This is a genomic window from Anabaena sp. UHCC 0451 (genome assembly GCF_034931405.1).
Lineage (GTDB): Bacteria > Cyanobacteriota > Cyanobacteriia > Cyanobacteriales > Nostocaceae > RDYJ01.
On record NZ_JAYGHA010000024.1, the window covers coordinates 1 to 23,497 of the forward strand.

General features: G+C 37.1%; 22 protein-coding genes. 14 read left to right on the forward strand and 8 right to left on the reverse strand.

Annotated elements, in window-relative coordinates; all coding sequences use genetic code 11:
• Nucleotides 1-2,101: Calx-beta domain-containing protein (locus VB694_RS16920; protein WP_323361501.1), on the forward strand; the 2,101-nt coding region annotated here is incomplete at its 5' end.
• Between the two features lie 61 nt (nucleotides 2,102-2,162).
• On the opposite strand, the gene VB694_RS16925 is transcribed toward VB694_RS16920, so the two are convergent.
• Complete coding sequence (locus tag VB694_RS16925; protein WP_323361502.1) at nucleotides 2,163-2,708, reverse strand: PadR family transcriptional regulator; 546 nt, start codon at nucleotides 2,706-2,708, stop codon at nucleotides 2,163-2,165.
• A gap of 134 nt (nucleotides 2,709-2,842) precedes the next feature.
• On the opposite strand from VB694_RS16925, the gene VB694_RS16930 reads away from it, so the two are divergent.
• The 4 genes from VB694_RS16930 (at nucleotide 2,843) to VB694_RS16945 (ending at nucleotide 10,705) form a co-directional block, all read left to right on the forward strand.
• Nucleotides 2,843-4,033 (forward strand): ABC exporter membrane fusion protein, encoded by a 1,191-nt coding sequence (locus tag VB694_RS16930; protein ID WP_323361503.1) that lies wholly within the window; start codon nucleotides 2,843-2,845, stop codon nucleotides 4,031-4,033.
• 87 nt (nucleotides 4,034-4,120) lie between these two features.
• Nucleotides 4,121-5,284, forward strand: coding sequence for an ABC transporter permease DevC (gene devC / locus VB694_RS16935; RefSeq protein ID WP_323361504.1), 1,164 nt, complete (start codon nucleotides 4,121-4,123; stop codon nucleotides 5,282-5,284).
• 121 nt (nucleotides 5,285-5,405) lie between these two features.
• Nucleotides 5,406-6,086 (forward strand): DevA family ABC transporter ATP-binding protein, encoded by a 681-nt coding sequence (locus tag VB694_RS16940; protein ID WP_323361505.1) that lies wholly within the window; start codon nucleotides 5,406-5,408, stop codon nucleotides 6,084-6,086.
• A gap of 500 nt (nucleotides 6,087-6,586) precedes the next feature.
• The gene (locus VB694_RS16945; protein WP_323361506.1) at nucleotides 6,587-10,705 is read left to right on the forward strand and encodes an ExeM/NucH family extracellular endonuclease; all 4,119 of its coding nucleotides are present in this window, start codon (nucleotides 6,587-6,589) and stop codon (nucleotides 10,703-10,705) included.
• Between the two features lie 55 nt (nucleotides 10,706-10,760).
• Here the strand turns inward: VB694_RS16945 and VB694_RS16950 are convergent, their stop codons facing one another.
• From VB694_RS16950 to VB694_RS16960, 3 genes are all read right to left on the reverse strand, one after another.
• Nucleotides 10,761-12,350 (reverse strand): B12-binding domain-containing radical SAM protein, encoded by a 1,590-nt coding sequence (locus VB694_RS16950; RefSeq protein ID WP_323361507.1) that lies wholly within the window; start codon nucleotides 12,348-12,350, stop codon nucleotides 10,761-10,763.
• Nucleotides 12,351-12,487: 137 nt separating this feature from the next.
• Nucleotides 12,488-12,634 (reverse strand): hypothetical protein, encoded by a 147-nt coding sequence (locus VB694_RS16955; RefSeq protein ID WP_323361508.1) that lies wholly within the window; start codon nucleotides 12,632-12,634, stop codon nucleotides 12,488-12,490.
• 2 nt (nucleotides 12,635-12,636) lie between these two features.
• Complete coding sequence (locus tag VB694_RS16960) at nucleotides 12,637-12,858, reverse strand: type II toxin-antitoxin system prevent-host-death family antitoxin (protein ID WP_323361509.1); 222 nt, start codon at nucleotides 12,856-12,858, stop codon at nucleotides 12,637-12,639.
• 185 nt (nucleotides 12,859-13,043) lie between these two features.
• Between VB694_RS16960 and VB694_RS16965 the strand changes: the two genes are divergently transcribed.
• The 3 genes from VB694_RS16965 (at nucleotide 13,044) to VB694_RS16975 (ending at nucleotide 13,936) form a co-directional block, all read left to right on the forward strand.
• Nucleotides 13,044-13,370, forward strand: coding sequence for a DUF433 domain-containing protein (locus VB694_RS16965; protein WP_323361510.1), 327 nt, complete (start codon nucleotides 13,044-13,046; stop codon nucleotides 13,368-13,370).
• Nucleotides 13,371-13,434: 64 nt separating this feature from the next.
• A complete protein-coding gene (locus VB694_RS16970; protein WP_323361511.1) occupies nucleotides 13,435-13,692 on the forward strand; it encodes a hypothetical protein in 258 nt (85 codons plus the stop codon).
• Nucleotides 13,685-13,936 carry a type II toxin-antitoxin system RelE family toxin gene (locus VB694_RS16975; protein WP_323361512.1) on the forward strand — a complete coding sequence of 84 codons (252 nt, stop codon included), beginning with the start codon at nucleotides 13,685-13,687 and terminating at the stop codon, nucleotides 13,934-13,936. The genes VB694_RS16970 and VB694_RS16975 overlap by 8 nt, the downstream gene beginning before the upstream one ends.
• A gap of 121 nt (nucleotides 13,937-14,057) precedes the next feature.
• On the opposite strand, the gene VB694_RS16980 is transcribed toward VB694_RS16975, so the two are convergent.
• Both VB694_RS16980 and VB694_RS16985 read right to left on the reverse strand, forming a co-directional pair.
• The gene (locus tag VB694_RS16980) at nucleotides 14,058-14,276 is read right to left on the reverse strand and encodes a hypothetical protein (RefSeq protein ID WP_323361513.1); all 219 of its coding nucleotides are present in this window, start codon (nucleotides 14,274-14,276) and stop codon (nucleotides 14,058-14,060) included.
• 41 nt (nucleotides 14,277-14,317) lie between these two features.
• The gene (locus VB694_RS16985) at nucleotides 14,318-15,253 is read right to left on the reverse strand and encodes a GTPase family protein (protein ID WP_323361514.1); all 936 of its coding nucleotides are present in this window, start codon (nucleotides 15,251-15,253) and stop codon (nucleotides 14,318-14,320) included.
• A 207-nt stretch (nucleotides 15,254-15,460) separates the two neighbouring features.
• Here VB694_RS16985 and VB694_RS16990 point away from each other — a divergent pair, with 207 nt between their 5' ends.
• The 6 genes from VB694_RS16990 to argJ all read left to right on the forward strand — a co-directional run bounded on the left by VB694_RS16990 (nucleotide 15,461) and on the right by argJ (nucleotide 22,086).
• Complete coding sequence (locus VB694_RS16990) at nucleotides 15,461-16,831, forward strand: NB-ARC domain-containing protein (RefSeq protein ID WP_323361515.1); 1,371 nt, start codon at nucleotides 15,461-15,463, stop codon at nucleotides 16,829-16,831.
• Between the two features lie 47 nt (nucleotides 16,832-16,878).
• Nucleotides 16,879-17,346: a DUF29 domain-containing protein gene (locus VB694_RS16995; protein WP_323361516.1), complete on the forward strand. Its 468-nt coding sequence runs from the start codon at nucleotides 16,879-16,881 to the stop codon at nucleotides 17,344-17,346.
• A gap of 83 nt (nucleotides 17,347-17,429) precedes the next feature.
• The gene (locus tag VB694_RS17000; protein WP_323361517.1) at nucleotides 17,430-17,873 is read left to right on the forward strand and encodes a hypothetical protein; all 444 of its coding nucleotides are present in this window, start codon (nucleotides 17,430-17,432) and stop codon (nucleotides 17,871-17,873) included.
• The gene (locus VB694_RS17005) at nucleotides 17,870-18,493 is read left to right on the forward strand and encodes a PIN domain-containing protein (protein ID WP_323361518.1); all 624 of its coding nucleotides are present in this window, start codon (nucleotides 17,870-17,872) and stop codon (nucleotides 18,491-18,493) included. Before VB694_RS17000 ends, VB694_RS17005 begins: the two co-directional genes overlap by 4 nt.
• 180 nt (nucleotides 18,494-18,673) lie before the next feature.
• Nucleotides 18,674-20,152, forward strand: a complete 1,479-nt coding sequence (gene gatB / locus VB694_RS17010) for an Asp-tRNA(Asn)/Glu-tRNA(Gln) amidotransferase subunit GatB (RefSeq protein WP_323361519.1) — start codon at nucleotides 18,674-18,676, stop codon at nucleotides 20,150-20,152.
• Between the two features lie 692 nt (nucleotides 20,153-20,844).
• Nucleotides 20,845-22,086, forward strand: a complete 1,242-nt coding sequence (argJ, locus tag VB694_RS17015) for a bifunctional ornithine acetyltransferase/N-acetylglutamate synthase (RefSeq protein ID WP_323361520.1) — start codon at nucleotides 20,845-20,847, stop codon at nucleotides 22,084-22,086.
• A 64-nt stretch (nucleotides 22,087-22,150) separates the two neighbouring features.
• On the opposite strand, the gene VB694_RS17020 is transcribed toward argJ, so the two are convergent.
• Both VB694_RS17020 and VB694_RS17025 read right to left on the reverse strand, forming a co-directional pair.
• The gene (locus VB694_RS17020; protein WP_323361521.1) at nucleotides 22,151-22,672 is read right to left on the reverse strand and encodes a DUF29 family protein; all 522 of its coding nucleotides are present in this window, start codon (nucleotides 22,670-22,672) and stop codon (nucleotides 22,151-22,153) included.
• 151 nt (nucleotides 22,673-22,823) lie between these two features.
• Nucleotides 22,824-23,447 carry a class I SAM-dependent methyltransferase gene (locus tag VB694_RS17025; RefSeq protein ID WP_323361522.1) on the reverse strand — a complete coding sequence of 208 codons (624 nt, stop codon included), beginning with the start codon at nucleotides 23,445-23,447 and terminating at the stop codon, nucleotides 22,824-22,826.
• Nucleotides 23,448-23,497 lie beyond the last annotated feature (50 nt).

Sequence of the window (23,497 nt, forward strand, 5' to 3'; positions counted from 1 at the left end):
GGGAGATGATAGGTTAGTAGGTGGTGTTGGTAATGACAGCCTTTATGGTGGTGTTGGAAGTGATACTGCTGTTTATTCAGGTACTCTTTCCCAATATCAAATTACCAATAACGCAGGAGTATTCACAATTACCGATTCAGTATCTAATCGTGATGGTATAGATACATTATTTGACATTGAAACAGTACAATTTTCCGATCAAACCATCACTATTGGTAATGTTACTCTTCCCAGCATTACCCTAGCCCTATCTCCAACCAGCGTCACCGAAGATGGAACAGCCAACCTAGTTTACACCTTCACCCGCACAGGAAGCACAACAAATGCCTTAACCGTCAACTATAAAATTGCTGGAACAGCTAACAGTACCGACTATACAGGTGCAACACCGGGAACAGGAAAAACCATCACCTTTGCTGCTGGTTCGAGTACCGCAACTTTAAATATTGACCCCAAAGCAGATACCACAGTTGAATCTAACGAAACCGTTGCTTTAACTCTAGCCACAGGTACAGGTTACACCATTGGTACAACCACTGCGGTGACAGGAACTATTACTAATGATGATTCTACTATCAATCCCACGATTACCCTAGCCGTATCTCCTACCAGCGTCACAGAAGATGGAACAGCCAACCTAGTTTACACCTTCACTCGCACAGGCAGCACAACAAATGCCTTAACTGTCAACTATAAAATTGCTGGAACAGCTAACAGTACCGACTATACAGGTGCAACACCGGGAACAGGAAAAACCATCACCTTTGCTGCTGGTTCGAGTACCGCAACTTTAAATATTGACCCCAAAGCAGATACCACTGTTGAAAATAACGAAACCGTTCTTTTAACCCTAGCTGCTGGTACAGGTTACACCGTTGGCACGACAACTGCTGTGAAGGGAATTATTACTAATGATGATGTTTCTTCGGCTATCACCATTAACCTCAGTGCTGACCAGACCATAGTCGAAGGTCTTACCAGTCCACAAAACGTCAGGTATAATGTCACTCTTTCTGCTGCGAGTAGCCAAACTGTGACTGTCAACTATGCCACCAGTAATGGTACAGCTACAGCCGGTTCAGACTATACTAGCAAAACAGGAACTTTGACCTTTGCCGCTGGTACTACTAGTTTATTTATAGATATCCCCATCACCAATGATAATAATAATGAAGCGAATGAAACCTTTACTCTAGCGCTGAGTTCTCCAACTAATGCCAGCTTAGGAACTAAAACCACCGCTACCACAACCATTACTGATACTCTGATTGCTTCTGCTACCACTACTTTACCCGCAAACGTGGAAAACCTGACTCTCACAGGTGCAAAAGCTATTAATGGTAGAGGTAATGCTGGTAATAATGTTCTCATTGGTAATAGTGCCAATAATACTCTTGCAGGTTTAAATGGTAATGATACTTATGCTTTCGTTGCCAATACTCCTTTAGGAACTGACAGAATTACAGAAACGGTAACAGGTGGTATTGATACTCTAGATTTTACTGATACTACTGCTGCTGTGAAAACAAATCTTGGTGTAACTACTACACAGACTGTCAATAGTAATCTGAAATTGATCCTCTCTGCTAAAAATGTCGTTGAAAATGCCACGGGTGGTACAGGAAATGACCGTCTCATAGGTAATTCATTAAATAACCTGCTCATTGGTGGTGATGGAAATGACCAACTACAGGGTTTAGCCGGAGATGATACTCTCTGGGGAGGATTGGGTGATGATATTCTCATAGGAGGAGTTGGTGCTGATCAATATCTTTTCCAAGGTAATGGAGTTTTTAACGCTAATTTAGGTGTTGATTTGATCACCGATTTTGCAGTTGGACAAGACAAGATTGCTTTGAGTAAAGCTACATTCAATGCTATTACTAATGCTGTCGGACAAGCGTTAACTAATTTTGCTGTTGTGGCCAATGATGGGTTGGTAGATGCTAGTAATGCCCACATTGTTTATAGTCAAGAAACTGGCAGTATTTTCTATAACCAAAATGGTAATGTTTTGGGTGCAGCTTCAGTATTTGAGTTTGCTTATTTAAGTAATCCTGACATCACTCTCAGCAGTAGTGATTTCAGTTTGATTTCTTAATACTTCCTCTTTTTGGGTCTTTCCATGAGATAAAAAAAGGTGGGCAATTGCCCACCATACCTTATGTTATTGGTGAATCTTTGAGCATTTCTAAGGCTTCATTACACCAATCTATCCATTCTAATTCACAACGAATACCCGCCTTTAAAACCAGATATTTTAACTTTTCTGGTTGGGTTAATTTTGTTGTTTTTTCAAAATGTTCTTGTTCAATTTTTCGATATTGTGATAATTTATCTAGATGTTTTCTGTGACGACGTTCTACATCTGCAATTAAAACTTTAACTGGTACTAAACTACCAGAAAATATTTTAACTAATATATCTTCTCTAATCACATCTGGTTCACTAGGTTTTTTCATCCATTCTATTAAATATTCCTTCCCCTGTTCAGTGATGGAATAGATTTTTTTATCTAAACGGCCTTCACGGGGAATGATTTCGGAAACAATAAAACCTTGGGTTTCTAGTTTTCCTAATTCTCTGTAAATTTGCTGCTGGGAAGCGTGCCAAAAATAACTTACTGATTCGCTAAAAACTTTAGAAAGATCATAACCGCTATGAGGTGCTTCGATTAAACAAGTTAAGATGGCGTGGGACAAACTCATAAATAAAATAAATGATTTGACTACTTGACAGATATTTATTCCAGGTTACACTGGATTTTGTATACAATAAGTTGAATAAACTTTATTTTTATTAATTAATTGTATACAGCAAATTTAACTGTTGAAGGTGGTCTATGCAAAATCTTCATCCTGTCAGATATCCGAATCGAGTGATGATAGGTGCGATCGCATTAGGTTTAATCAGTATTGGTGGTTCATTATACATTTTATCTGGTAACAAGCCTGATGAAAAAGCGACTGTAGCGGCTGATAATCGCCCTGTAATCAAAGCAGTGACAGCTTTGGGACGAATTGAACCCCAAGGGGAAGTAATTCAAGTATCGGTGTCACAGATGGCTGGTAGTAACCGGGTAGCGCAACTTTTGGTTAAAGAAGGCGATCGCCTGAAAAAAGGACAAATAATAGCGATTTTAGACAGTAGCGATCGCCGTTTAGCAGCACTCAACCAAGCCAAACAACAGGTTAAAGTTGCAGAATCGCATTTAGCGCAGGTAAAAGCAGGTGCAAAACAAGGAGAAATTGACGCACAAAAAGCAACAATTTCCGAATTAGAAGCATTATTACGTCAAGAAAGTGCAGCGAGAAATGCAACTGTAAAACGCTTAGAAGCCGCAGTAAAAAATGCCGAACTTGAATATCAACGTTATCAAACTTTGCAAATAGAAGGCGCAGTTTCTACATCTATTCGTGATACTAAAAAGTTAACTTTAGAGACAGCACAAGCAAATTTGCGAGAAGCGATCGCTAACCAGTCCCAAACATCAGAAACCTTGAAAGAAAAACTCAAACAAGCGCAAGCGACATTAAACAGAATAGCAGAAGTTCGTCCTACAGATGTACAAGCTGCAATTGCAGAAATCGAAAATACCAAAGCATCTGTACAGACAGCAGAGGCTGATTTAAACTTAGCTTATGTGCGTTCTCCTAAAGATGGACAAATTCTCAAAATTCATACATTTTCAGGAGAAATAGTTAGTAATCAAGGTATTGTAGAAATTGGTCAAACCAATCAAATGTATGTAGTTGCCGAAGTGTATGAAAATGATATTAATCGTGTAAAATTAGGACAAAATGCAATTATTACTCAACTTAATTTACCAGGAGAATTAAAAGGAAAAGTTGATAATATTGGCTTATTAATTGCTAAAAAAGATGTGTTAAATACTGATCCAGCGGCTGATATTGATGCACGAGTTGTAGAAGTGAAAATTAAACTTGATAGTGAATCTAGTAAACGAGTCAATGGGTTGACTAATTCTAAAGTAAAAGTTGCGATTAATTTACAGCCAGCAATTTTCAGATAAATGAACTACATTTTTTATCTCACGCAGAGACGCAGAGAACGCAGAGAGAAGAAAAAAGATTTTTATAAATGATTTAGGATTGCTTTTATGTGGAAAAGAAAAATACCTTTAGCTTGGTTGCAATTATCACGAGAAAAAGCGAGAATGGCTGTAGCAATTGCGGGAATTGCTTTTGCTGATGTGTTGATGTTTTTGCAGTTGGGAATTAGGGAAGCTTTATTTGATGGTGCGGTACAATTACACAACAGTTTAGAAGGTGAAATTGTTTTAGTTAGTTCTCGATATAAAGCTTTAATTTCCCTTGATCAATTTTCTCAAAGAAGATTATATCAAGCTTTAGGTTTTACAGGAGTAAAATCAGTTAGTCCGATTTATTTAGATTCTATTCCCTGGAAAAATCCTGATAACCAAGAGACTTGGAGAATTTTTGCTATTGGTTTTAATCCCGAAGAGAAAGTTGTTAATTTACCGGGAGTAAAAGAGAATTTAAACTATTTGAGAGAACCAGATACAGTTTTATTTGATCGAGGTGCGCGTAAAGAGTTTGGGAAGATTGTTTCTCAATTTGAAAACAATAAAAAAATTACCACAGAATTAAACAATCGTCAAATTAATGTGGTTGGTTTATTCAGGTTAGGAACTTCCTTTGGTGTGAATGGGAATATTATTACCAGCGATGTGAATTTTTTACGTCTCTTTGGTACTCAAAGAAGACAACAAGGTTTAATTGATTTTGGGTTGATAAAATTAGAAGATAATGTGGATGTGAATTGGGTTATAGGAAATTTAAAAGCTAATTTACCCAATGATGTAAAAGTTCTTTCTAAACAAGAATTTATGGCACAAGAAAAAAGCTTTTGGAATACTAGCACACCTGTAGGATTTACTTTTACTTTAGGTGCAATAATTGGCTTTGTAGTGGGTGCGGTTATTGTTTATCAAATTCTCTATAGTGATGTTTCTGATCACCTACCAGAATATGCAACTTTAAAAGCTATCGGCTTCAAAAATAACTATTTACTTGTAGTTGTATTTCAGGAAGCTTTGATTTTAGCAGCTATCGGTTTTATTCCTGGGTTTGCAATTTCTCAAGGTTTATATTTGATGACTCGTCAAGCAACATTATTACCAATAATAATGACCGTAGATAGAGCGATATTTATCTTTATTCTCACAACTTTGATGTGTTCAATTTCTGCTTTAATAGCAATGCAAAAATTACAATCTGCTGATCCTGCTGACGTTTTCTAAACAGAACCTACTCAAAAAAACTCTCAAATTTTCATTTCTCTGCGGACTCTGCGTCTCTGCGGTTCGTTTCATCCACAAAAACTTAAACCACATAAATTATGAACTTAAAAAAAAGGAAATCATGAACACCTTACCAGCAATTTCCGTATCTAACCTCAATCACTATTACGGAGAAGGAACATTAAAAAAACAAATCCTGTTTGATATTAATTTGGAAATTCAACCAGGAGAAATTGTCATCATGACTGGTCCCTCTGGTTCAGGAAAAACTACCTTACTGACTTTAATTGGTAGCTTGCGTTCTATTCAAACTGGAAGTTTAAAAATATTAGGTAAAGAAATATATGGTGCTAGTAAAAATGCAATGGTACAAGTGCGAAGAAATATAGGTTATATCTTTCAAGCACATAATTTATTAGGTTTTCTCAATGCTCAACAAAATGTGCAAATGCCTTTTGAGAATGATCATACAATTTCCTTTCGAGAAGCACAAGCAAAAGCAGCAGCAATGTTAACAACAGTGGGGTTAGGAGAAAGATTGAATTATTATCCTGATAATCTTTCTGGGGGACAGAAACAACGGGTAGCGATCGCACGTGCATTAGTTCACCATCCCAAGTTAGTTTTAGCAGATGAACCAACAGCAGCATTAGATAGTAAGTCTGGTAGAGATGTGGTTAATTTAATGCAGCAATTAGCAAAAGAACAAGGTTGTACAATTTTGCTAGTTACTCATGATCATCGGATTTTAGATATTGCAGATCGGATTGTAAAAATGGAAGATGGATATTTAGTAATGTAGTGATTAAATACCAATGAATGATCAAAACACGATCATTGCGAGTGGTAATAACTATTTTAAGGGTATTGTCCTACCATCTGTATTTCCACATAACTCTTGTAAGCATATATTCACGGGAAAACAGTATAAATACACATGATGTTAACCATTACTTTAACTATTTACTAGTTTTTCCTTAATATTGGTGAGATAAACTAGGTATTGTTACAAAAGTTTATGGCTGACCAATAGTAATACGGTTGTTTTTCGCAATCCTGAAAAACATCTGTGCGTAATCAAAGCTACGTATTTTATTATAACGCGAACATTACATCTAGCGACTGCAAAGCTAATTTTTGTAGTCAGTGTTTTGCTGTCAATAAACATAACATTGATGAGCCACATTTCTCAACCTGTCGATTTGGAATTTCTGTTTATTACGTAATCTCAATATCAACTGTTCTAGAGATCAGTTGCATTTTTGACCAAGCAAATAATTAAACATTTGGAGATTTAGGAAAATGGGTAATCAATATCATGAATTGTCCGCAGGTTCATTAACACAAGACTGGACAGATATAACCCTCCTCAGCACTAATGATGATTGGAGTGGTATTCCTAGCATTATTGGCTACCGTGGAGATGGTTTAACAACTGCAAATGATGTAAATCCACAAACGGTTATTGCTGATGAAACAACTGTAGATGTTAATGTCAACCAAACCAATCCCAATACATTTAATACTGGTGGAATTGCTGAATTTGAAATTGCTAACCCAGTAGTTGCGCTTCAGGGTTCAGGTACTGCGGATGCACCCTTTCTGTTGATTCATCTGAATACCTTGGGTGTAACAAATATCAATGTATCTTACAACCTCCGGGACATTGATGGATCTACAGATAATGCTCCTCAGCAAGTCGCTTTACAGTATCGCGTCGGTACTACAGGTGATTTCATTAACATTCCTGCGGCTTTTGTCGCTGATGCCAGCACGGGACCAAGTTTAGCAACTCTGGTGACAACAGTCAATGCCACACTACCAACCGCAGCAGAAAATCAAGCCCAAGTACAGGTGCGGATTATCACTACAAATGCAACTGGAAATGATGAATGGATAGGGGTTGATGATATTAATGTATCAGCTACGGCATTACCTACTGATCTGTTTATTTCAGAATATGTTGAAGGTAGCAGTAACAACAAAGCGATTGAAATTTTCAATGGTACAGGTGCAGCGATAGATTTAGCAGCAAGTGGTTATAAGCTTGAATTCTATTTTAACGGCAGCACAACTCCCGGAACAACCATTAACTTAACAGGGACAGTTGCTAATGGTGATGTATTCGTTGTGGCTGATAATGATGCTGTGGCAGATATCTTAACAGTTACAGATCAACAATCTACTAGTAACTTTTTTAATGGAGATGATGCAATTGTATTGCGGAAAAATGGTGATGTAATTGATATAATTGGTCAAGTTGGTGTTGATCCCGGTAGTGAATGGGGAAGCGGATTAATTAGTACAGCAGATAATACAATACGCCGCAAATCTACGATTATTGCTGGAGATACTAACCCCAATGATGCTTTTGATCCTACCTTAGAATGGGATGGCTTTGTACAAAATACCTTTGATGGATTAGGTAGTCATACAATTGCAGGAGGTGGACAATCTACACCTATCCTGACTTTAACAGTTACTCCTAATAATTTTTCAGAAAGTGCCGGAGTTAATGCAGCCATCGGTACAGTAACTCGCACAGGTAATACAAATAACGCCTTGACTGTCACTTTAAATAGTAACGACACCACAGAAGCAACAGTTCCAACCACAGTAATTATTGCTGCTGGACAAAATAACGCCACCTTTGCAGTCAATGCGGTAGATGATGCTTTAGTAGATGGTTCTCAAAATGTGACCATTACAGCAACTGCAACTGGTTTTATTAATGTTACTGCTGATGTTACAGTTACAGATAATGAATTTGCCATTACCAAAATCCATGACATTCAAGGTAATGGTGCAACTTTCAATGCTGCTTTTGCTGGAATTCAAACCATAGAAGGGATCGTTGTTAGTGCTTTTCTTGGTGCTTCTCAACTGAATGGTTTTTATGTCCAAGAAGAAGATGCAGATGTAGATGCTGACTCTACAACCTCAGAAGCAATCTTTGTTTATGATCCTACAGGCTTATTTTCTGGTAACGTTGGGGATCAAGTCCGCATCACTGGAACTGTAGGAGAATTCACCAGCACCAGCAGCGGTATTAGCAGCAGCTTAACTCAACTTTCGAGTTTAACCAATGTTGTAAATTTAGGTGCTAACAACTTACCCACAATTACTAACATTCAGTTTCCTGTCACTAGCGTTGCAGATTTAGAAAGCTATGAAGGAATGTTAGTTAATGTCAGTGCGGGAACTGGTGATTTAACAGTTACTGAACATTTCCAATTAGGTCGTTTTGGCCAGGTTGTACTTTCCGCAACAGGTGCTAGTAACCAAGCTGGTACTGATGGCAGACTTGAACAATATACTCAATTTAATGCCCCTAGTGTAGCTGGGTATGCTGCTTATTTAGAAGAGATTGCTAAACGTCGCATTATCCTTGATGATGGTCGTTCTACACAAAACCCTGACCCGATTTTATTCGGTCGTGGTGGAAATCCTCTCAGTGCATCTAACACCTTACGCGGTGGTGACACAGTATCTAGCATCACTGGAGTTTTGGACCAGCGTTTTGAAGGTTATCGCATCCAAACTTCCACAGGTGTTAACTTTACACCAGCTAATTCTCGTCCAGAAACAGCACCGGATGTAGGTGGTACACTGAAAGTTGCGAGTTTCAACGTTCTCAACTTCTTTAATGGGAATGGTACTGGTGGTGGTTTCCCCACTTCACGGGGTGCTGATACTTCCACAGAATTTATACGTCAACGTGACAAAATTATCCAAGCTATTATCAACTCTGGGACTGATGTTCTCGGATTAATGGAAATAGAAAATGATGGTTATGGTTCTACCAGTGCAATTCAAGATTTAGTTAATGGACTCAATGACATTGCTGGTGTGGGAACTTATGCTTTTATCAATCCGGGTATTTCCCAATTGGGAACTGATGAAATTGCGGTGGGGATGATTTACAAACCTGGCCAAGTTACTCCCATTGGTTCAGCAGTGACAGTAGCTAATGGTTTCGGTCAAGGTGCATTTGATAATAATAACCGCAAACCCCTAGCGCAGACTTTCTCACAAAACTCCACTGGTGAAGAATTTACAGCAGTTGTTAATCACTTTAAATCTAAAGGTTCAAGTGCTGGAGGTGTGGGAGATGCTGATGCGGGAGATGGTCAAGGTTTATCTAATGGTACTCGTACCCGCGCTTCTGAAGATTTAGCTGCATGGTTAGCGACAAATCCCACAGGTACATCTGACTCTGATTACTTGATTTTAGGTGATATCAATGCTTATGCTCAGGAAGATCCAATTACAACTCTGGTAAATGCAGGATTTACTAATCTCCTTGCTGATACCACTTACTCTTACGTTTTTAATGGACAGTGGGGTTCTTTGGATCATGCTTTAGCTAATGGCAGTTTAGCAGCACAGGTGACAGGTGCGGAAAAATGGCATATTAACGCCGATGAACCAAATGTTTTAGACTATAACACTGAGTTTAAATCCGTAGGACAGCAAAGCAGTTTATATAATCCTAATCAATTCCGTTCTTCTGACCATGACCCAGTTATTGTCGGATTGAATCTCTACACTGCTCAAAATCCCACTAACATTAACCTCAGTGAAAGTAGTGTCAGTGAAAATGTTCCTGTTGGTACTTTAGTAGGGACTTTCACCACTATTGATCCTAATTTGAATGATTCCCATACTTACAGTTTAGTGACTGGAAACGGAAGCATTGATAATGGTGCATTTACGATTAGCGATAACCAACTTCTGTTGAATGTTTCTCCAGATTTTGAGTCTCAGTCTAGTTACAGTATTCGCGTGCGGACTACTGACCAAAGTAATTTGAGTTATGAACAGGAATTGACTGTTACCATTAACGATGTTGAAGATACACCTTCAGGTTTAACTATCATTGGTTCTCATCGTTTTGATGTTCTTATCGGTTGGAATGATGATGATAGGATTTCAGGACTTAATGGTAATGATATCATTTTGGGACTCAACGGTAGCGATCGCATCAATGGTGGTCATGGTAAAGATATTATCGCCGGTGGTAATGGTGCAGATTTCTTGATCTATCAGGACTTTAGTGATTCAATTTTAGGAAAAACTGACCTAATTATTGATTTTAACCCAGAAGAGGGCGATCGCTTTCTCCTAAATAATCTACCCACAGCCGTATTCAATGCTGGCATTTTGTCTAAACGTAATTATTCTACCTTGAGTGCAGCCATCAATGCAGCTTACACAGATGTTGACCCCAACACTGTGGGAAATCAAGCATTAGATGTCAATCAAGCGGTATTCTTAGGTTGGAATCAAAAAACTTATCTGTCAGTTAATGATAGTTTAACTGGTTTTAATGCCAATAGTGATCTTGTGGTTCAGCTGTTAGGAAAACTAGATACCGTGACTACTGAAACATTAACACCCAATAATTACTTTACTGTTTAATTTTTGATTATAACTCCACACCTCAAAGTGAGTGTGTGGAGTTTTCTGATTGAAACTAAACTAAAACTTGTACTTTTTGTTCTTCCAGCTTTATCTTAGCTTCTGCTGCCAAAAACTCAGCAACTTGAGCCTCAATTTCATCCCGCACAATTTGACGATATTCTAAGAAATGTTCAATTTGAGCGCAAACAGATAAATAACTACTAATACCACCAGGATTATGTTTGTACATATTCCACAAATTGCGCCAAAATTGCCAACGGGTATTACGTAATAAACCTTGTCGCCAACAAATAGTCAACAACGCTCGCAATACTTTCCAATTCACTTGTTTTTTTGCACCTTTGCCTTTTTTTGGATAAGTTGCTTCACCTAAAATTCGGAAATGACGATAAGCACGATCTAAAAATCTTGATGGTTCATATAGTTCCCAAAAAGCTTCTACATATTCACTAGCAATTTCTGCTAAAGGACGTGTAGGAATAAAATTCATCAATGTGGTTTGATTGATATTGGCAGATTTACTGCGGAGTCGGTTTTCCTTTTCTAATCTATGCCACAATGCTGTATCAGGTAAGGCTTGCAGCATACTAAATAAAGCAGTGGGAATTGATGTCTGTTCCACAAATTTAACAATTCTTCCCCCAGCACCTGTTTTTTCACCATCAAAACCAATGATAAAACCTGCCATGACTCGCAACCCAGAACGCGTAATTTTATGTACCGCTTCGCTGAGGGAATCTCGCGTATTTTGGAATTTTTGAGTAAAAGCAAGACTTTCTTCGTCTGGTGTTTCAATTCCTAAGAACACAGACCCGAAATTACACCTTACCATTGCATCCATCAATTCTTGATCTTGGGCTAAATCAACGGAAGCTTCTGTTGCAAAGGAGAAAGGATAATGATGTGCAACCATCCAAGGTTGTAGTTCTTTTAGGAATAATTTGACGTTGCGTTTATTGCCGATGAAATTATCATCTACCATGAAAATACTACGTCGCCAACCTAATTCGTAAAGATAATCAAGTTCTGCCAGGAGTTGCGCTGGTGTTTTAGTGCGGGGTTTGCGACCATAGAGGACGATAATATCGCAGAATTCACACTGGAAGGGACAACCACGGGAAAACTGCACCGACATTTCCGCATAAGCATCAAATTCCAGCAAGTCAAAGCGAGGAATGGGAGTGGTACTAACATCTGGCTTTTCACCACCAGAACGAAACATCCCTGAAGACTCACCACGGGAAATCGCATCTATAAATAAAGGTAAGGTAATTTCTCCCTCATCCAAAATCAAATAATCTGCACCCACGTCTGTGACTTCGCTGGGTAATGCTGTCGGGTAAGGACCACCTACTGCGACACGCTTACCACGGCGTTTTGCTTCTTGAATCTGTGCAAGCAAATCCTCTTTCTGAACTATCATCGCTGATAAAATTACCAAATCCGCCCAAGCCCATTCTGCTTCTGTGATTTGGCGAATATTCCGGTCTACTAGCTTAAAATTCCATTCTTGGGGTAAAATCGCCGCTACTGTCACCAAACCCAAAGGTGGTAACATTGCCTTTCTATCTAGCAAAGCCAGGGTTTTTTCAAATGACCAAAAACTTTTGGGAAACAGCGGATATACAAGTAAAACATTCATTATCTTAATGGCAAACTTAAATTTTGCTGATGGGTTTATTTTCAACCAAGACTGAAAAACGTTGTTAATTGTTCATGTTACAGATCATAATATCTGAAATTCGGGCAAAAATAATGTAGTGCTACTGCATTGCACAATTATCTTGCAGGAAAAGATAACGGAATATCGTCACTTATATATTTGAGATTATTTGTATCTTCAACTAAATTTCTAGCAGTTATGCTAATATTTTCATTGCCTGAAAAAAACCACAAAAGTGTATGAGTATCTAATAAAACTTGCATGGTTAATCTTCAAATTCTTCTAATGGTGCATCAAAATCATCAGACATAGAAATGATATCTTTATCTGTGCCAAATAACGGAGGACGTTGAGATTTAGATTTAAGTGAAGTTAGTTTTAACAATGGTTGCTGGTTTTCGGTAATAATAATTTCTTCTCCATTTAATGCTAAATGGAATAATTCTGATATTTTGTTAATTGCCTGTGTGATTTCTATGGAAGACATACTGTGGGATCTTTAAGTAATTTTATTTAATTATAGCAATTTTTTTGAAAATAAAGATACTGTAGGGGTTTAGCATTGCTAAACCCTTACCATAGCTAGAGACAAGCAATAGAAAATTTAGTTTAAAAACATAATTTTAATGTGATATAATATTAGATGATCTTACTTAATGAAAATCACAATTTATGACTACTATCTCTGTTAGCAAAGAACACATAGTTATTACTCCAGGGGTCTGTGGAGGAAAACCACGCATTGCTGGACATCGGATTAAGGTTCAAGATATTGTCATTTGGCATGAAAGGATGGGAATGTCACCGGATGAAATTATTTATCAACATCCTAGTATTACTCTAGCAGATGTTTATGCAGCTTTAACCTATTACCATGATCATAGAGAAGAAATTAGACAGCAAATTGAAGAGGGAGAAACTTTTGCTAAACAATTACAAGGAGATAAACCATCTTTAGTTGAAAAAATTTTAAAGGGTGAAAATGTCAAACAGGATTAAGTTTCACCTTAATAATAATTTTGCTCACGTTATGGTCACTTAACCAAAAATAGGAGTTTTACTTATGACTAATTCTACCACTATTCGCCAAGAAATATTAAAACAAATCAGTCTCATTCCTGATGAACAATTAAGTTATGTATTAGAGTTTATTCAGAAAATGAATGTTGCTGATCAACAAACTAATGACAGTGATGAAGATGTAGATGATGAATTGTTAGATATGAGTGCATCTGCATTACAAGATTATCTTACAGGAAAGGATAAAGGAATTTCATCTCAGGAGTTAAAGCGTCAATTATTAGGAGAAGATTTTGCTTGATTATATTATTTTAAAACCTGCCCAAAAATATCTTGAACGATTAAGAGTTGAAGATCAAGTAAGAATTATTCGTGCGTTGGATGGTTTAATTACAGGAACAGAAAATCTTGATATCAAACCATTAAAGGGTAGAGAAGAAAGTCGTTTAAGAGTGGGTAAATATAGGATTTTGTTTTTTGAGGATACAGTTAATAAATTATATGTGATTACGGCTATTGGTGCGCGTGGAGATGTTTATAAATAACGATTTTTTATAGTTGATTAAAATTCTTAGAAATGGAAAACTGAGTAAGTTGGGATTTAGATTCAATTTTAGTTAGTTGAGTTTCGTTACCTTAACCCAACCTACTTACTAATGTTCTAAATTAATGAAATAAGGTAAGTCCACAGTGAATTAAACTTTCAAGAGCAGCTTTTCCCAGTCCTATACCAATACCTTCCGCCAATTTAAGACATAAATCACGTAAAAATTTTCTTAAAGATGCCTCTCCTTTATATTTAGTTTTTAGTGTAGCAGCATCCATAGCTTTTATTTCTTCGATTAGTTTAGCTCTAATTTTAGCTATTTCCTTTGGATCATCCATAATTATCTATGCTCCTAAGTATTTTTTAGTTCAATTAATTATCAATTTTCTTTTTGTTGTAACCATGCTAAAAATGCTGCTTTATTACCCGCAAATTTAGCAAACTCTTCCTCTGACATAGTGTTTACAACATCAGAAATTTTTGATGATTGCGCTTGTTGATTGACAACTTTTTGTGGTATTTTATCTGGAGGTAATAATTGAGGATCAACAAATTCTAAAAAATCAGCTAAAGACTTACGAGAAGCAACAACCCACTGTCTTTCTGTGGGTACAGCGTCCATCATTGCGTCAAATAGTTGAGGTAATTTATATCTTTTGTTAGCAGAATAACCTACAATTGTTCCTCTCCAATTAGGTAGGACTTCTCGAATTTTATTTTCCACATCCTTAATTCTGCCATTTATGTTTTTTTCTTGTTCGTCACTCGGTATATTTGCTGAAGGATACCAATCTCCAGGATGCACTAAATCAACTTTATTTAAAGCAATAACCATTCTTTCTAAGAATCTCGGATCAATAGATTTAAGGTCAGTTTCTAAATACTGTTGTACTGAGGCGATCGCTCGATCTTGTGCGTCCAAAATCCACAAAGCAACATCAACATCTTTTAAGACTTTCTCATAAATAGCAATATGTTCTTTCTGCTTTAAACGACTTTCTCCTAATCCTGGCATATCATAGAAAATTAATGATCCTTTTGTTCCCTGAACTTCACTCAAAGGAATTTCTATTAAATTAGGTGCTTGAGTACAAGCTTCTGTGTGACTGACTTCTACACCAGCATTAAATAAAGCATTCAGTGTAGAAGATTTTCCTACCCCTGTTTCACCAATAAAAGCAAATCGAGGAGGTGGTTCATGATCTACTCTATCCTTGATCATCTGACGTATTTTCTCAAATTTATCTTCCGTTATCTCCTTTTGATCACCAAAGAGGTATTTTCGTAAATTCTGGAGTATGTGTCTCAAATCCATATACTTTAATTTGATTACTTGGTAAAACTTTTTGATTACACTCTGATGATAAATTACCTAGCTTATGGCAATATAAATACAAACCCTCTAAAACCCTTGATTTCCTACCCAATTTTGTAAAAAAATATAAATACAAAACGTCAAAAACCCTTGATTTTCTAACACCAGACTAGGATAAAATAGCTACAAGCGTTACTAGACCTAGTTATGATAACTGTTACAGAAGTGTTACAAGTAGTGGATGAGCTAGTCTTTAAACACACGGGAAACCACCTAACCGACTTACAGAGAAGTGCTGTTAAAGGCATTTGGGAAGGTGATACTTATAGTAAAATCGCTGATGAATTTGGTTATGAAAGCGAAAATCATGTTGGAAATGTGAGCCGTGAGTTATATAAAATTCTGGGAAAAGAATTAAATGAAGATGTTACTAAATCTAACTTTTGTTGGTCTATAGAAAGATTAGCTAATTCATTTAATTCATCACAAGTTATTGGAATAGGTATAAACAGTCATTTTAATTTATGTCCCAACAATACAGATACTCAAAAACAAGCAGTTAATAACGAAGCTAAAATTAAACAAAAAACAACTTATACCAATCTACAACAATCATCAAAACTCACTCATTTCTACGGACGCACCAACGAACTATTAACCCTATCTGAATGGATAGAAAACCCTAATACTCGGTTAATTTCAATCTTAGGAATTTCAGGTATTGGTAAAAGTACCTTAGTGAGACACTTCATTGATACTCACACCATAACCTTTGATGCAATTATCTGGAAAAATATTAAACTATCTAACTCCTTAAATTCTATCCTTGCAGAAATTCTCACGGAATTAAACGTAAATAACGAAGATATAAATACCAACAACTTATTAAAACAATCCTTAGAATTATTCAATCAAAAACGCTGCTTAATTATTCTCGATAACCTAGAACAAATCTTTATACCTCAACAATATGCAGGACGATATAAACCTGAACATCAAGATTATCAAACATTCCTGCAAATGATTACAGGAATTGAACATCAAAGCTCTATCATTTTAATTAGTCAGGAAAAATGCCAAGAAATGATATCTCTAGACAGTGAACTTTACCCAAGTCATTGTTTAGAATTATCAGGATTAGGTGATGCAGCTACAGAAATATTAAAAAATCAAGGATTGAAAAATCAGGAAGCTTGGTTAGACTTAATTAACTTATATGAAACTCATCCTAAATATTTACAGTATATCAGCATCTTAATTAAAGATGTATTTCAGGGTGAAGTTTCTGAATTTATCCAAGAAAGAAGTTTGATATTAACAGAAGATATTAAAACCCAACTTGATTTAACTTGGATGAAATTAACAGATGTAGAAAAACAGATTCTGGTAAAAATTAGTCAACAAGATCAACCTATATCTAGAAATGATCTCAAAGAATCCTTGTCATTATCATCAACCGATATAATTAACGGATTACAATCATTAACGAGAAGGTTTTTATTAACTAAATTAGAAAGTGATGAAAAATTATTTCATCTTTCCTCTGTATGGAGAGAATATATAAAATATATGCCCTAAAATATTATAATATAAACACACAATTATTCAATGAGCGGATCTGAAAGATGTCTAACACGCTGTACGATCGCGATTTGCAATTATGGATTGAGGAAACGATTCAGCAGTTACAAAATCATGAGTTTACATCTCTGGATATTGAGCATTTGATTGAGGAGCTAATAGATTTGGGTAAATCAGAAAAAAATGCTCTTAAAAGTAATCTGAAAATTCTCTTAGCTCACCTACTCAAATTAAAAATCCAGCATGATGTACCAGAGACAATGAAAGCAAGTTGGTACAGTTCCGTTGTGGAACATCGTCAGCGAGTTCTCGATAATCTCACAGATACCCCATCTCTCAAAAGTTATTTAGCGGAAGCATTAGAAAAAGCTTATCCCGATGGACGTAAACTAGCAATAAAAGAAGGTAAACTTGCTAAATTTGGAATTACCGTACCAGCAGAAAATGAATATCCTTTAACTTGTCCTTTTTCAATTGAGCAAATTTTAGATGAAGACTTTTATGGAATCTAGTCAGGATCAGATCCCCAACTTCTTTTATGATCTTATCAATCTATGCTAAAATTCACTAATGATGAAATAATAGATAAAATACCATGTTAAAAATACAACCACCAACCGCAATTGATTTTGATCCTGCAATTGTCGTAAAAGACAAAGATGAACAACCTATCTTGATGATAGATGTGAGATTTTCCTCTATGTATGGTTCTCCAGAACTGGATATATTAAAAATGGGAAAATATCAACATATTCCTTTTTTAATGTTTGTTAATTCCAACGTCATCAGAATCTTTAAGAGTCCGAACTTTGCAGAAGTAGCTAGATTAGAAACTAAAAAAGTTTTAGGATTTTATGATGCAGATAGTATCGAAGGAATTATCTATCAATCTACTTTAATAACCTTAATTCAATCCTGGTTAAGAGATTTAGATTATCATTGGAAAAGTGAAAATCCTCCTTATATTGAGGAAATGAAAGAAATAGGTTTATTTGCTCTTTTGGACGATGTAACTACAGAGGAGCTAGAACTATTATGATTATTATTTATTTAGAAACTAATTCTATCATGGCAATTGCCAAAGGAAGAAATAAAGAATTGGAAGACTTTGTTTATCAGTCTTCAGATAAACTCAAGTTTGTGATACCCAGTATTTGCTTGATGGAAACTCTAGTAGCAATAGAAAGAGAGGAAAAACGTAGTCAATCTTTTTCTCAAACTATTCAAATAGAGATGAACGAAGGGAAGAGGAATAAAGAGTTAGCCAATTCTGAATCTTTTGTCAATTATTTAGAACTTTGTTTGATTGACTATGGGAAATTAATACGTGATTTTAGAAAACGTTTTTTGAAGATTATTGAATACTTGAAAGATCATGGTCAATTAATTGAACCAAGTATTGCCATCTTAGAAACTACTTTAAAGAATCCTATATTACCTGGTAAAAATCAAAATCGAGATGATTTTATTTTACAGGTAATTTTAGCTCATGCTGGAAATAATTCATCAATTTCCAAAGCATTTTTTAGTGAGAACACTAAAGATTTTGGTAATACTAATATTCAACAAATATTAACCAGTCTGGGAATTAACTATTTTGGTAAAGTCTCTAATTTAGCGGGATGGTTAAACGAACAGAACAATAAACCAGTAACATAGGAAAACATAATAATCTATCAAATCATACTCTTATTTTTCTACTTTTCTTCCTTTGCGTCTACCCTGCGGGATCTCCTGAAGGAGATTGCGTCTTTGCGTGAGATATAAAAATCTCAAAACCATAAACAGAGCAAAACAGCTAAAATAGTACCCTAAAGAAAAATCATCAAAAATGGTAATATGACCACAGCCACACCCGTAAAAACAGAATACGAAGCAATAATTGGTTTAGAAACCCACTGTCAACTCAGCACCAACACCAAAATCTTCTCCAACAGTTCCACCGCGTTTGGTGCTGACCCCAACACCAACATCGACCCGGTGTGTATGGGTTTACCAGGAGTTTTACCCGTACTCAACGCCAAAGTTCTCGAATATGCAGTCAAAGCAGGTTTAGCATTAAATTGTCAAATCGCTAGATACAGCAAATTTGACCGTAAACAGTATTTTTATCCTGATTTACCCAAAAACTATCAAATTTCTCAATATGACTTACCCATAGCCGAACACGGTTGGATAGAAATAGAATTAGTAGATGATGCTGGCAACCCAACCCGCAAACGCATTGGTATTACCCGTCTGCACATGGAAGAAGATGCGGGAAAACTCGTACACGCAGGAAGTGAAAGACTTTCCGGTTCTACCTATTCTCTCGTAGACTATAACCGTGCCGGTGTTCCGTTGGTGGAAATTGTCTCAGAACCAGACCTGAGAACAGGCCAAGAAGCGGCTGAATATGCCCAAGAATTACGCCGCATTGTGCGCTATCTTGGTGTCAGTGATGGCAATATGCAAGAAGGATCTTTGCGTTGTGATGTGAATATTTCCGTTCGTCCCGTGGGAAGAAAGGAATTTGGGACGAAGGTAGAAATCAAAAATATGAACTCCTTCAGCGCCATCCAAAAAGCGATAGATTATGAAATAGAGCGTCAAATTGCCGCTGTCGAATCTGGGGAAAAGATAATTCAAGAAACCCGTCTTTGGGAAGAAGGTTCACAACGTACTAGCAGTATGCGCGTCAAAGAAGGTTCTAGCGATTATCGTTACTTTCCTGAACCTGATTTAGCACCTATCGAAGTTACTGATGTAGAGTTAGAAACTTGGAAAAGTGAATTACCGGAATTACCAGCGCAAAAACGCCATCGTTATGAAAGCGAGTTGGGACTTTCTGCTTATGATACACGAGTCTTAACAGAAGATAGTTCGGTAGCTGATTATTTTGAAAGTGCGATCGCTGCTGGTGCAAATCCTAAAGCTGCTGCTAACTGGATCACCCAAGATATCGCTGCTTACCTAAATAAGCAAAAACTGACCATTTCCGAAATTGCACTGACTCCTGTTAATCTTGCTGATGTGATTACTCGCATTGAAACTGGTAAGATTAGCAATGCTCAAGCTAAGGAAAAACTCGCAGATTTATTGAGTGGTGTTTCTCCTGAAAAAGCCTTTGCAGGTCAAGAGTTAATTAGTGATCCTACTGTATTAGAACCCATTATTGATCAAGTCCTAGCGGAAAACCCCCAACAACTAGAAAAATATCGTGGTGGTAATGTAAACCTCAAAGGTTTCTTTGTGGGACAAGTGCTGAAAAAGACAAACAAACGTGCTGAACCAAAATTAACTAATGAGTTAGTGGAAAAGAAACTGAACGCAAATTAGTACAACAGGAGTCAGGAGTCAGGAGTCAGGAGTAACACCCTCTTTTAGTGGAAGTTTCATAACTCACATCTTGCACCAGGCGACTGGAAGTCACGGCTATACATACAAAACCCACCTGCGTGGGTTTAAAACCCTTGATTTTCCGTGAGTCCGTGCAGACGGACTTAGTTTGTATAGCAGTGATTTCTAATCACCTGGGCTTGGTACTCAAACACTAGAATACTTGTAACACTGTCACCTGTCACCTGTCACCTGTCACCTGTCACCTGTCACCTGTTCCCTGTCACCTGTCACCTGTTCCCTGTTCCCTGTTCCCTGTTCCCTGTTCCCTTATTATGTTAATTTGATGAAGTCTTGAAAACTGGGTTGACAAAATATTACCTAAAAGTGTATTGTGAGACACCCAAAAAAGAAAATAATTTAGTTAAATTTCATCAAAAAATTCTCAAAAAGGGGCTTCACCCCTCACGCTAAAAATGTTATACTGTGATAAGTAGATGCACCCTGATGATTTGGAGAGCTATTCAATGGCTCTCTTTTTTAGTTTTGTTCTTCACTCAGTAATAATACAGCTATTGAGTTTCATAAGCGTTTGCAAGTTAAATGAATTACCATCTGGTGCAAGATTGCCATCAAAAGATAAACTCACAATAAGCAGAAATACGCGATATATATAGTTGTGGGAGAAAATTATGGCAGACTGGCAAGAAATTACTGGTGGTGTGACAGCAGCGAGGGGATATAGAGCAGCGGGAATTACAGCTGGTTTAAAACCTTCAGGATTGCCGGATTTAGCATTAATATTATCAGATGTGGATGCGATCGCTGCTGGTGTATTTACCACTAGCCACGTCAAAGCCGCTTGTGTAGATTATTGTCGTCAACGCTTACAAGCCAAACATACTACAAGAGCTATACTTTGTAACGCTGGCCAAGCCAACGCGGCCACAGGTAGTCAAGGTTTAAAAGATGCGCTAGAAAGTGCAGACTTAATAGCTAAAGAATTGGGTATTTCCCCGGAAGCAATTTTACTGGCTTCTACTGGTGTCATTGGTCAAAGAATTAAAATGGATGCTTTGCGGAGTGGTATACCTAAAGTAGTAGCCGCACTTTCAGAAGATGGTTCAGATGCAGCCTCAAAATCAATTATTACTACAGATTTAGTCACAAAATCTATTGCCTTAGAAACAACTATACATGACCGACCTGTGCGAATTGGTGGCATTGCCAAAGGTTCTGGTATGATACATCCCAACATGGCCACCATGCTGGCATTTGTCACCTGTGATGCGGCTGTTTCACCTGCGCTTTGGCAACAAATGTTAACACGCGCTGCTGATAGAAGTTTCAATTCCATCACCGTTGATGGCGATACCAGCACCAATGATAGCTTAATTGCCCTAGCTAACGGTGAATCTCGCACCCCAGCAATTACGGAAACAGGTCCAGAAGCCGAGAAATTGGAAGCGATGTTAACAGCAGTATGTCAGCATTTAGCCAAAGCGATCGCACGTGACGGAGAAGGTGCAACCTGCTTAATAGAAGTTCAAGTCACAGGTGCAAACGACGAAACCGCAGCGCGACAAATTGCCAAAACCATCGCTGGTTCGTCCTTAGTTAAATCTGCAATCTTTGGCCGTGACCCCAACTGGGGAAGAATTGCCGGTGCTGCTGGCCGTGCAGGAGTACCCTTTGAACAGGATAATTTGCAGATTAAATTAGGTGATTTCCTCCTGTTAGACAATGGTCAACCTCTACCTTTTGATAAACCATCTGTCAGTGCATATTTAAAACAAGCAGCCGCAGGTGCTTATCTGCAAGATGATACAGTGTTAATTTCTGTTAGCATCGGTAACGGTCACGGAACAGGTAAAGCCTGGGGTTGTGATTTGACTTACGACTACGTGAAAATTAACGCTGATTATACAACTTAGCAGAATTTAGATCCCCGACTTCTTGAAGAAGTCGGGGATCTGGACAGATAACTAATTTAACTAATTATTGTTTTTTACTAATCCAATCTTCCCCACCCGGTAACTCTATTAACATCCTTGTCACAGCAGCAGATAAATCTTTTGCAGCATGAGAATAAGTTAAATATAAAAAGCTTAATGCAGTTTGAATCAATTCATTTCTATTGATAATTTCTGATAATTTAAATTGACTATATGCACCATTAAAAACTTCCTCACTAGCATCAGCGATCGCATCTTCAATCACTTCTTCTAAAATCAAAGTTTCCCATTCATCACGATTCACATAATAGGATTTTTTATTTTCCTTGAGATTCACCTTTTGAATTTCTCTAAGAGAATTACGAATAGAGCTTACCCAAGAATTAGTTAGTCTTTGTTCAACTTGATTTTTAATCAAATGAATCAGCATAATTCTTAGATAAGATTCAATATTACGCAAAATAGCTTGTTTACTCATCCCCTCTAACTCATCCACAATTGCCAAAGCATCAGCATAACGTTTCTCGATGATGCTTGTTCTCAGGTCTACTAATTCTTGAGTCATCTTAATTAACCTCAACCTAAAAACTCTCTCATTTCAATTATATAATTATTGGTCATTTGTCATTTGTCATTAGTTAATCTCCCCATCTCCCCATCTCCCCATCTCCCCATCTCCCCATCTTCCCATCTCCCCATCTCCCCATCACCTCATCTCACTTACTTCCCTGTATCACCTGTAAACTACCACCAGCATATAAAATAGGTTCACCGACATCAAAACCATACTCTCTTAACAAACCCGGTAAATCTGTTTTTAATAACTCCCAAGCTGTTTGAGTTTCAAACAACCAGAAAAACACCGACAACCCAGGCCAAAATAAGGAATTTGTGGGAGGATGAAAATCTACCAAAGTAAAGACTCCCCCCGGTTTTAATACTCGATAAACCTCTTGCATGATTTTTCTTAATTGTTCAGGTTGCATTTCATGTAAAGCCGCGCTAGTATGTACTACATCAAAAGAATTATCTGCAAAAGGCATATTTTCGGCAAAAGCTTCTATGTACGTAGCATTGGGTACATTATTTTTTGCCCGTCGTAAAGATAATGGAGAAGCATCCAGCCCTGTAACATTTTGTGATAATTTCACCAAAAATTCTGTCGCTTGACCACTACCGCAGCATAAATCGAGAATTTTGGTATGTGAGGATAGTATTAAGCCTTGTAAAGCGAGTTGGCGAAAACGTCTTTCACCGCCCACACTCAAGGCTGCTAACCGGGAGATAGCATCATATAACCATTGATAGCGGTAACTCAAGTCTCTAAAAATTGTTGCCATTACATCTTTCCTGCTGATAAAGCTTTATATTTAATTAAAGATATATTGTG

Bases quoted from the DNA above. Each gene is read 5' to 3' on its own strand.
- VB694_RS16925 (WP_323361502.1), bottom strand. From the start codon at position 2,708: ATGAGTTTGTCCCACGCCATCTTAACTTGTTTAATCGAAGCACCTCAT.
- VB694_RS16930 (WP_323361503.1), top strand. From the start codon at position 2,843: ATGCAAAATCTTCATCCTGTCAGATATCCGAATCGAGTGATGATAGGT.
- devC (WP_323361504.1), top strand. From the start codon at position 4,121: ATGTGGAAAAGAAAAATACCTTTAGCTTGGTTGCAATTATCACGAGAA.
- VB694_RS16940 (WP_323361505.1), top strand. From the start codon at position 5,406: ATGAACACCTTACCAGCAATTTCCGTATCTAACCTCAATCACTATTAC.
- VB694_RS16945 (WP_323361506.1), top strand. From the start codon at position 6,587: ATGGGTAATCAATATCATGAATTGTCCGCAGGTTCATTAACACAAGAC.
- VB694_RS16950 (WP_323361507.1), bottom strand. From the start codon at position 12,350: ATGAATGTTTTACTTGTATATCCGCTGTTTCCCAAAAGTTTTTGGTCA.
- VB694_RS16955 (WP_323361508.1), bottom strand. From the start codon at position 12,634: ATGCAAGTTTTATTAGATACTCATACACTTTTGTGGTTTTTTTCAGGC.
- VB694_RS16960 (WP_323361509.1), bottom strand. From the start codon at position 12,858: ATGTCTTCCATAGAAATCACACAGGCAATTAACAAAATATCAGAATTA.
- VB694_RS16965 (WP_323361510.1), top strand. From the start codon at position 13,044: ATGACTACTATCTCTGTTAGCAAAGAACACATAGTTATTACTCCAGGG.
- VB694_RS16970 (WP_323361511.1), top strand. From the start codon at position 13,435: ATGACTAATTCTACCACTATTCGCCAAGAAATATTAAAACAAATCAGT.
- VB694_RS16980 (WP_323361513.1), bottom strand. From the start codon at position 14,276: ATGGATGATCCAAAGGAAATAGCTAAAATTAGAGCTAAACTAATCGAA.
- VB694_RS16985 (WP_323361514.1), bottom strand. From the start codon at position 15,253: ATGGATTTGAGACACATACTCCAGAATTTACGAAAATACCTCTTTGGT.
- VB694_RS16990 (WP_323361515.1), top strand. From the start codon at position 15,461: ATGATAACTGTTACAGAAGTGTTACAAGTAGTGGATGAGCTAGTCTTT.
- VB694_RS16995 (WP_323361516.1), top strand. From the start codon at position 16,879: ATGTCTAACACGCTGTACGATCGCGATTTGCAATTATGGATTGAGGAA.
- VB694_RS17000 (WP_323361517.1), top strand. From the start codon at position 17,430: ATGTTAAAAATACAACCACCAACCGCAATTGATTTTGATCCTGCAATT.
- VB694_RS17005 (WP_323361518.1), top strand. From the start codon at position 17,870: ATGATTATTATTTATTTAGAAACTAATTCTATCATGGCAATTGCCAAA.
- gatB (WP_323361519.1), top strand. From the start codon at position 18,674: ATGACCACAGCCACACCCGTAAAAACAGAATACGAAGCAATAATTGGT.
- argJ (WP_323361520.1), top strand. From the start codon at position 20,845: ATGGCAGACTGGCAAGAAATTACTGGTGGTGTGACAGCAGCGAGGGGA.
- VB694_RS17020 (WP_323361521.1), bottom strand. From the start codon at position 22,672: ATGACTCAAGAATTAGTAGACCTGAGAACAAGCATCATCGAGAAACGT.
- VB694_RS17025 (WP_323361522.1), bottom strand. From the start codon at position 23,447: ATGGCAACAATTTTTAGAGACTTGAGTTACCGCTATCAATGGTTATAT.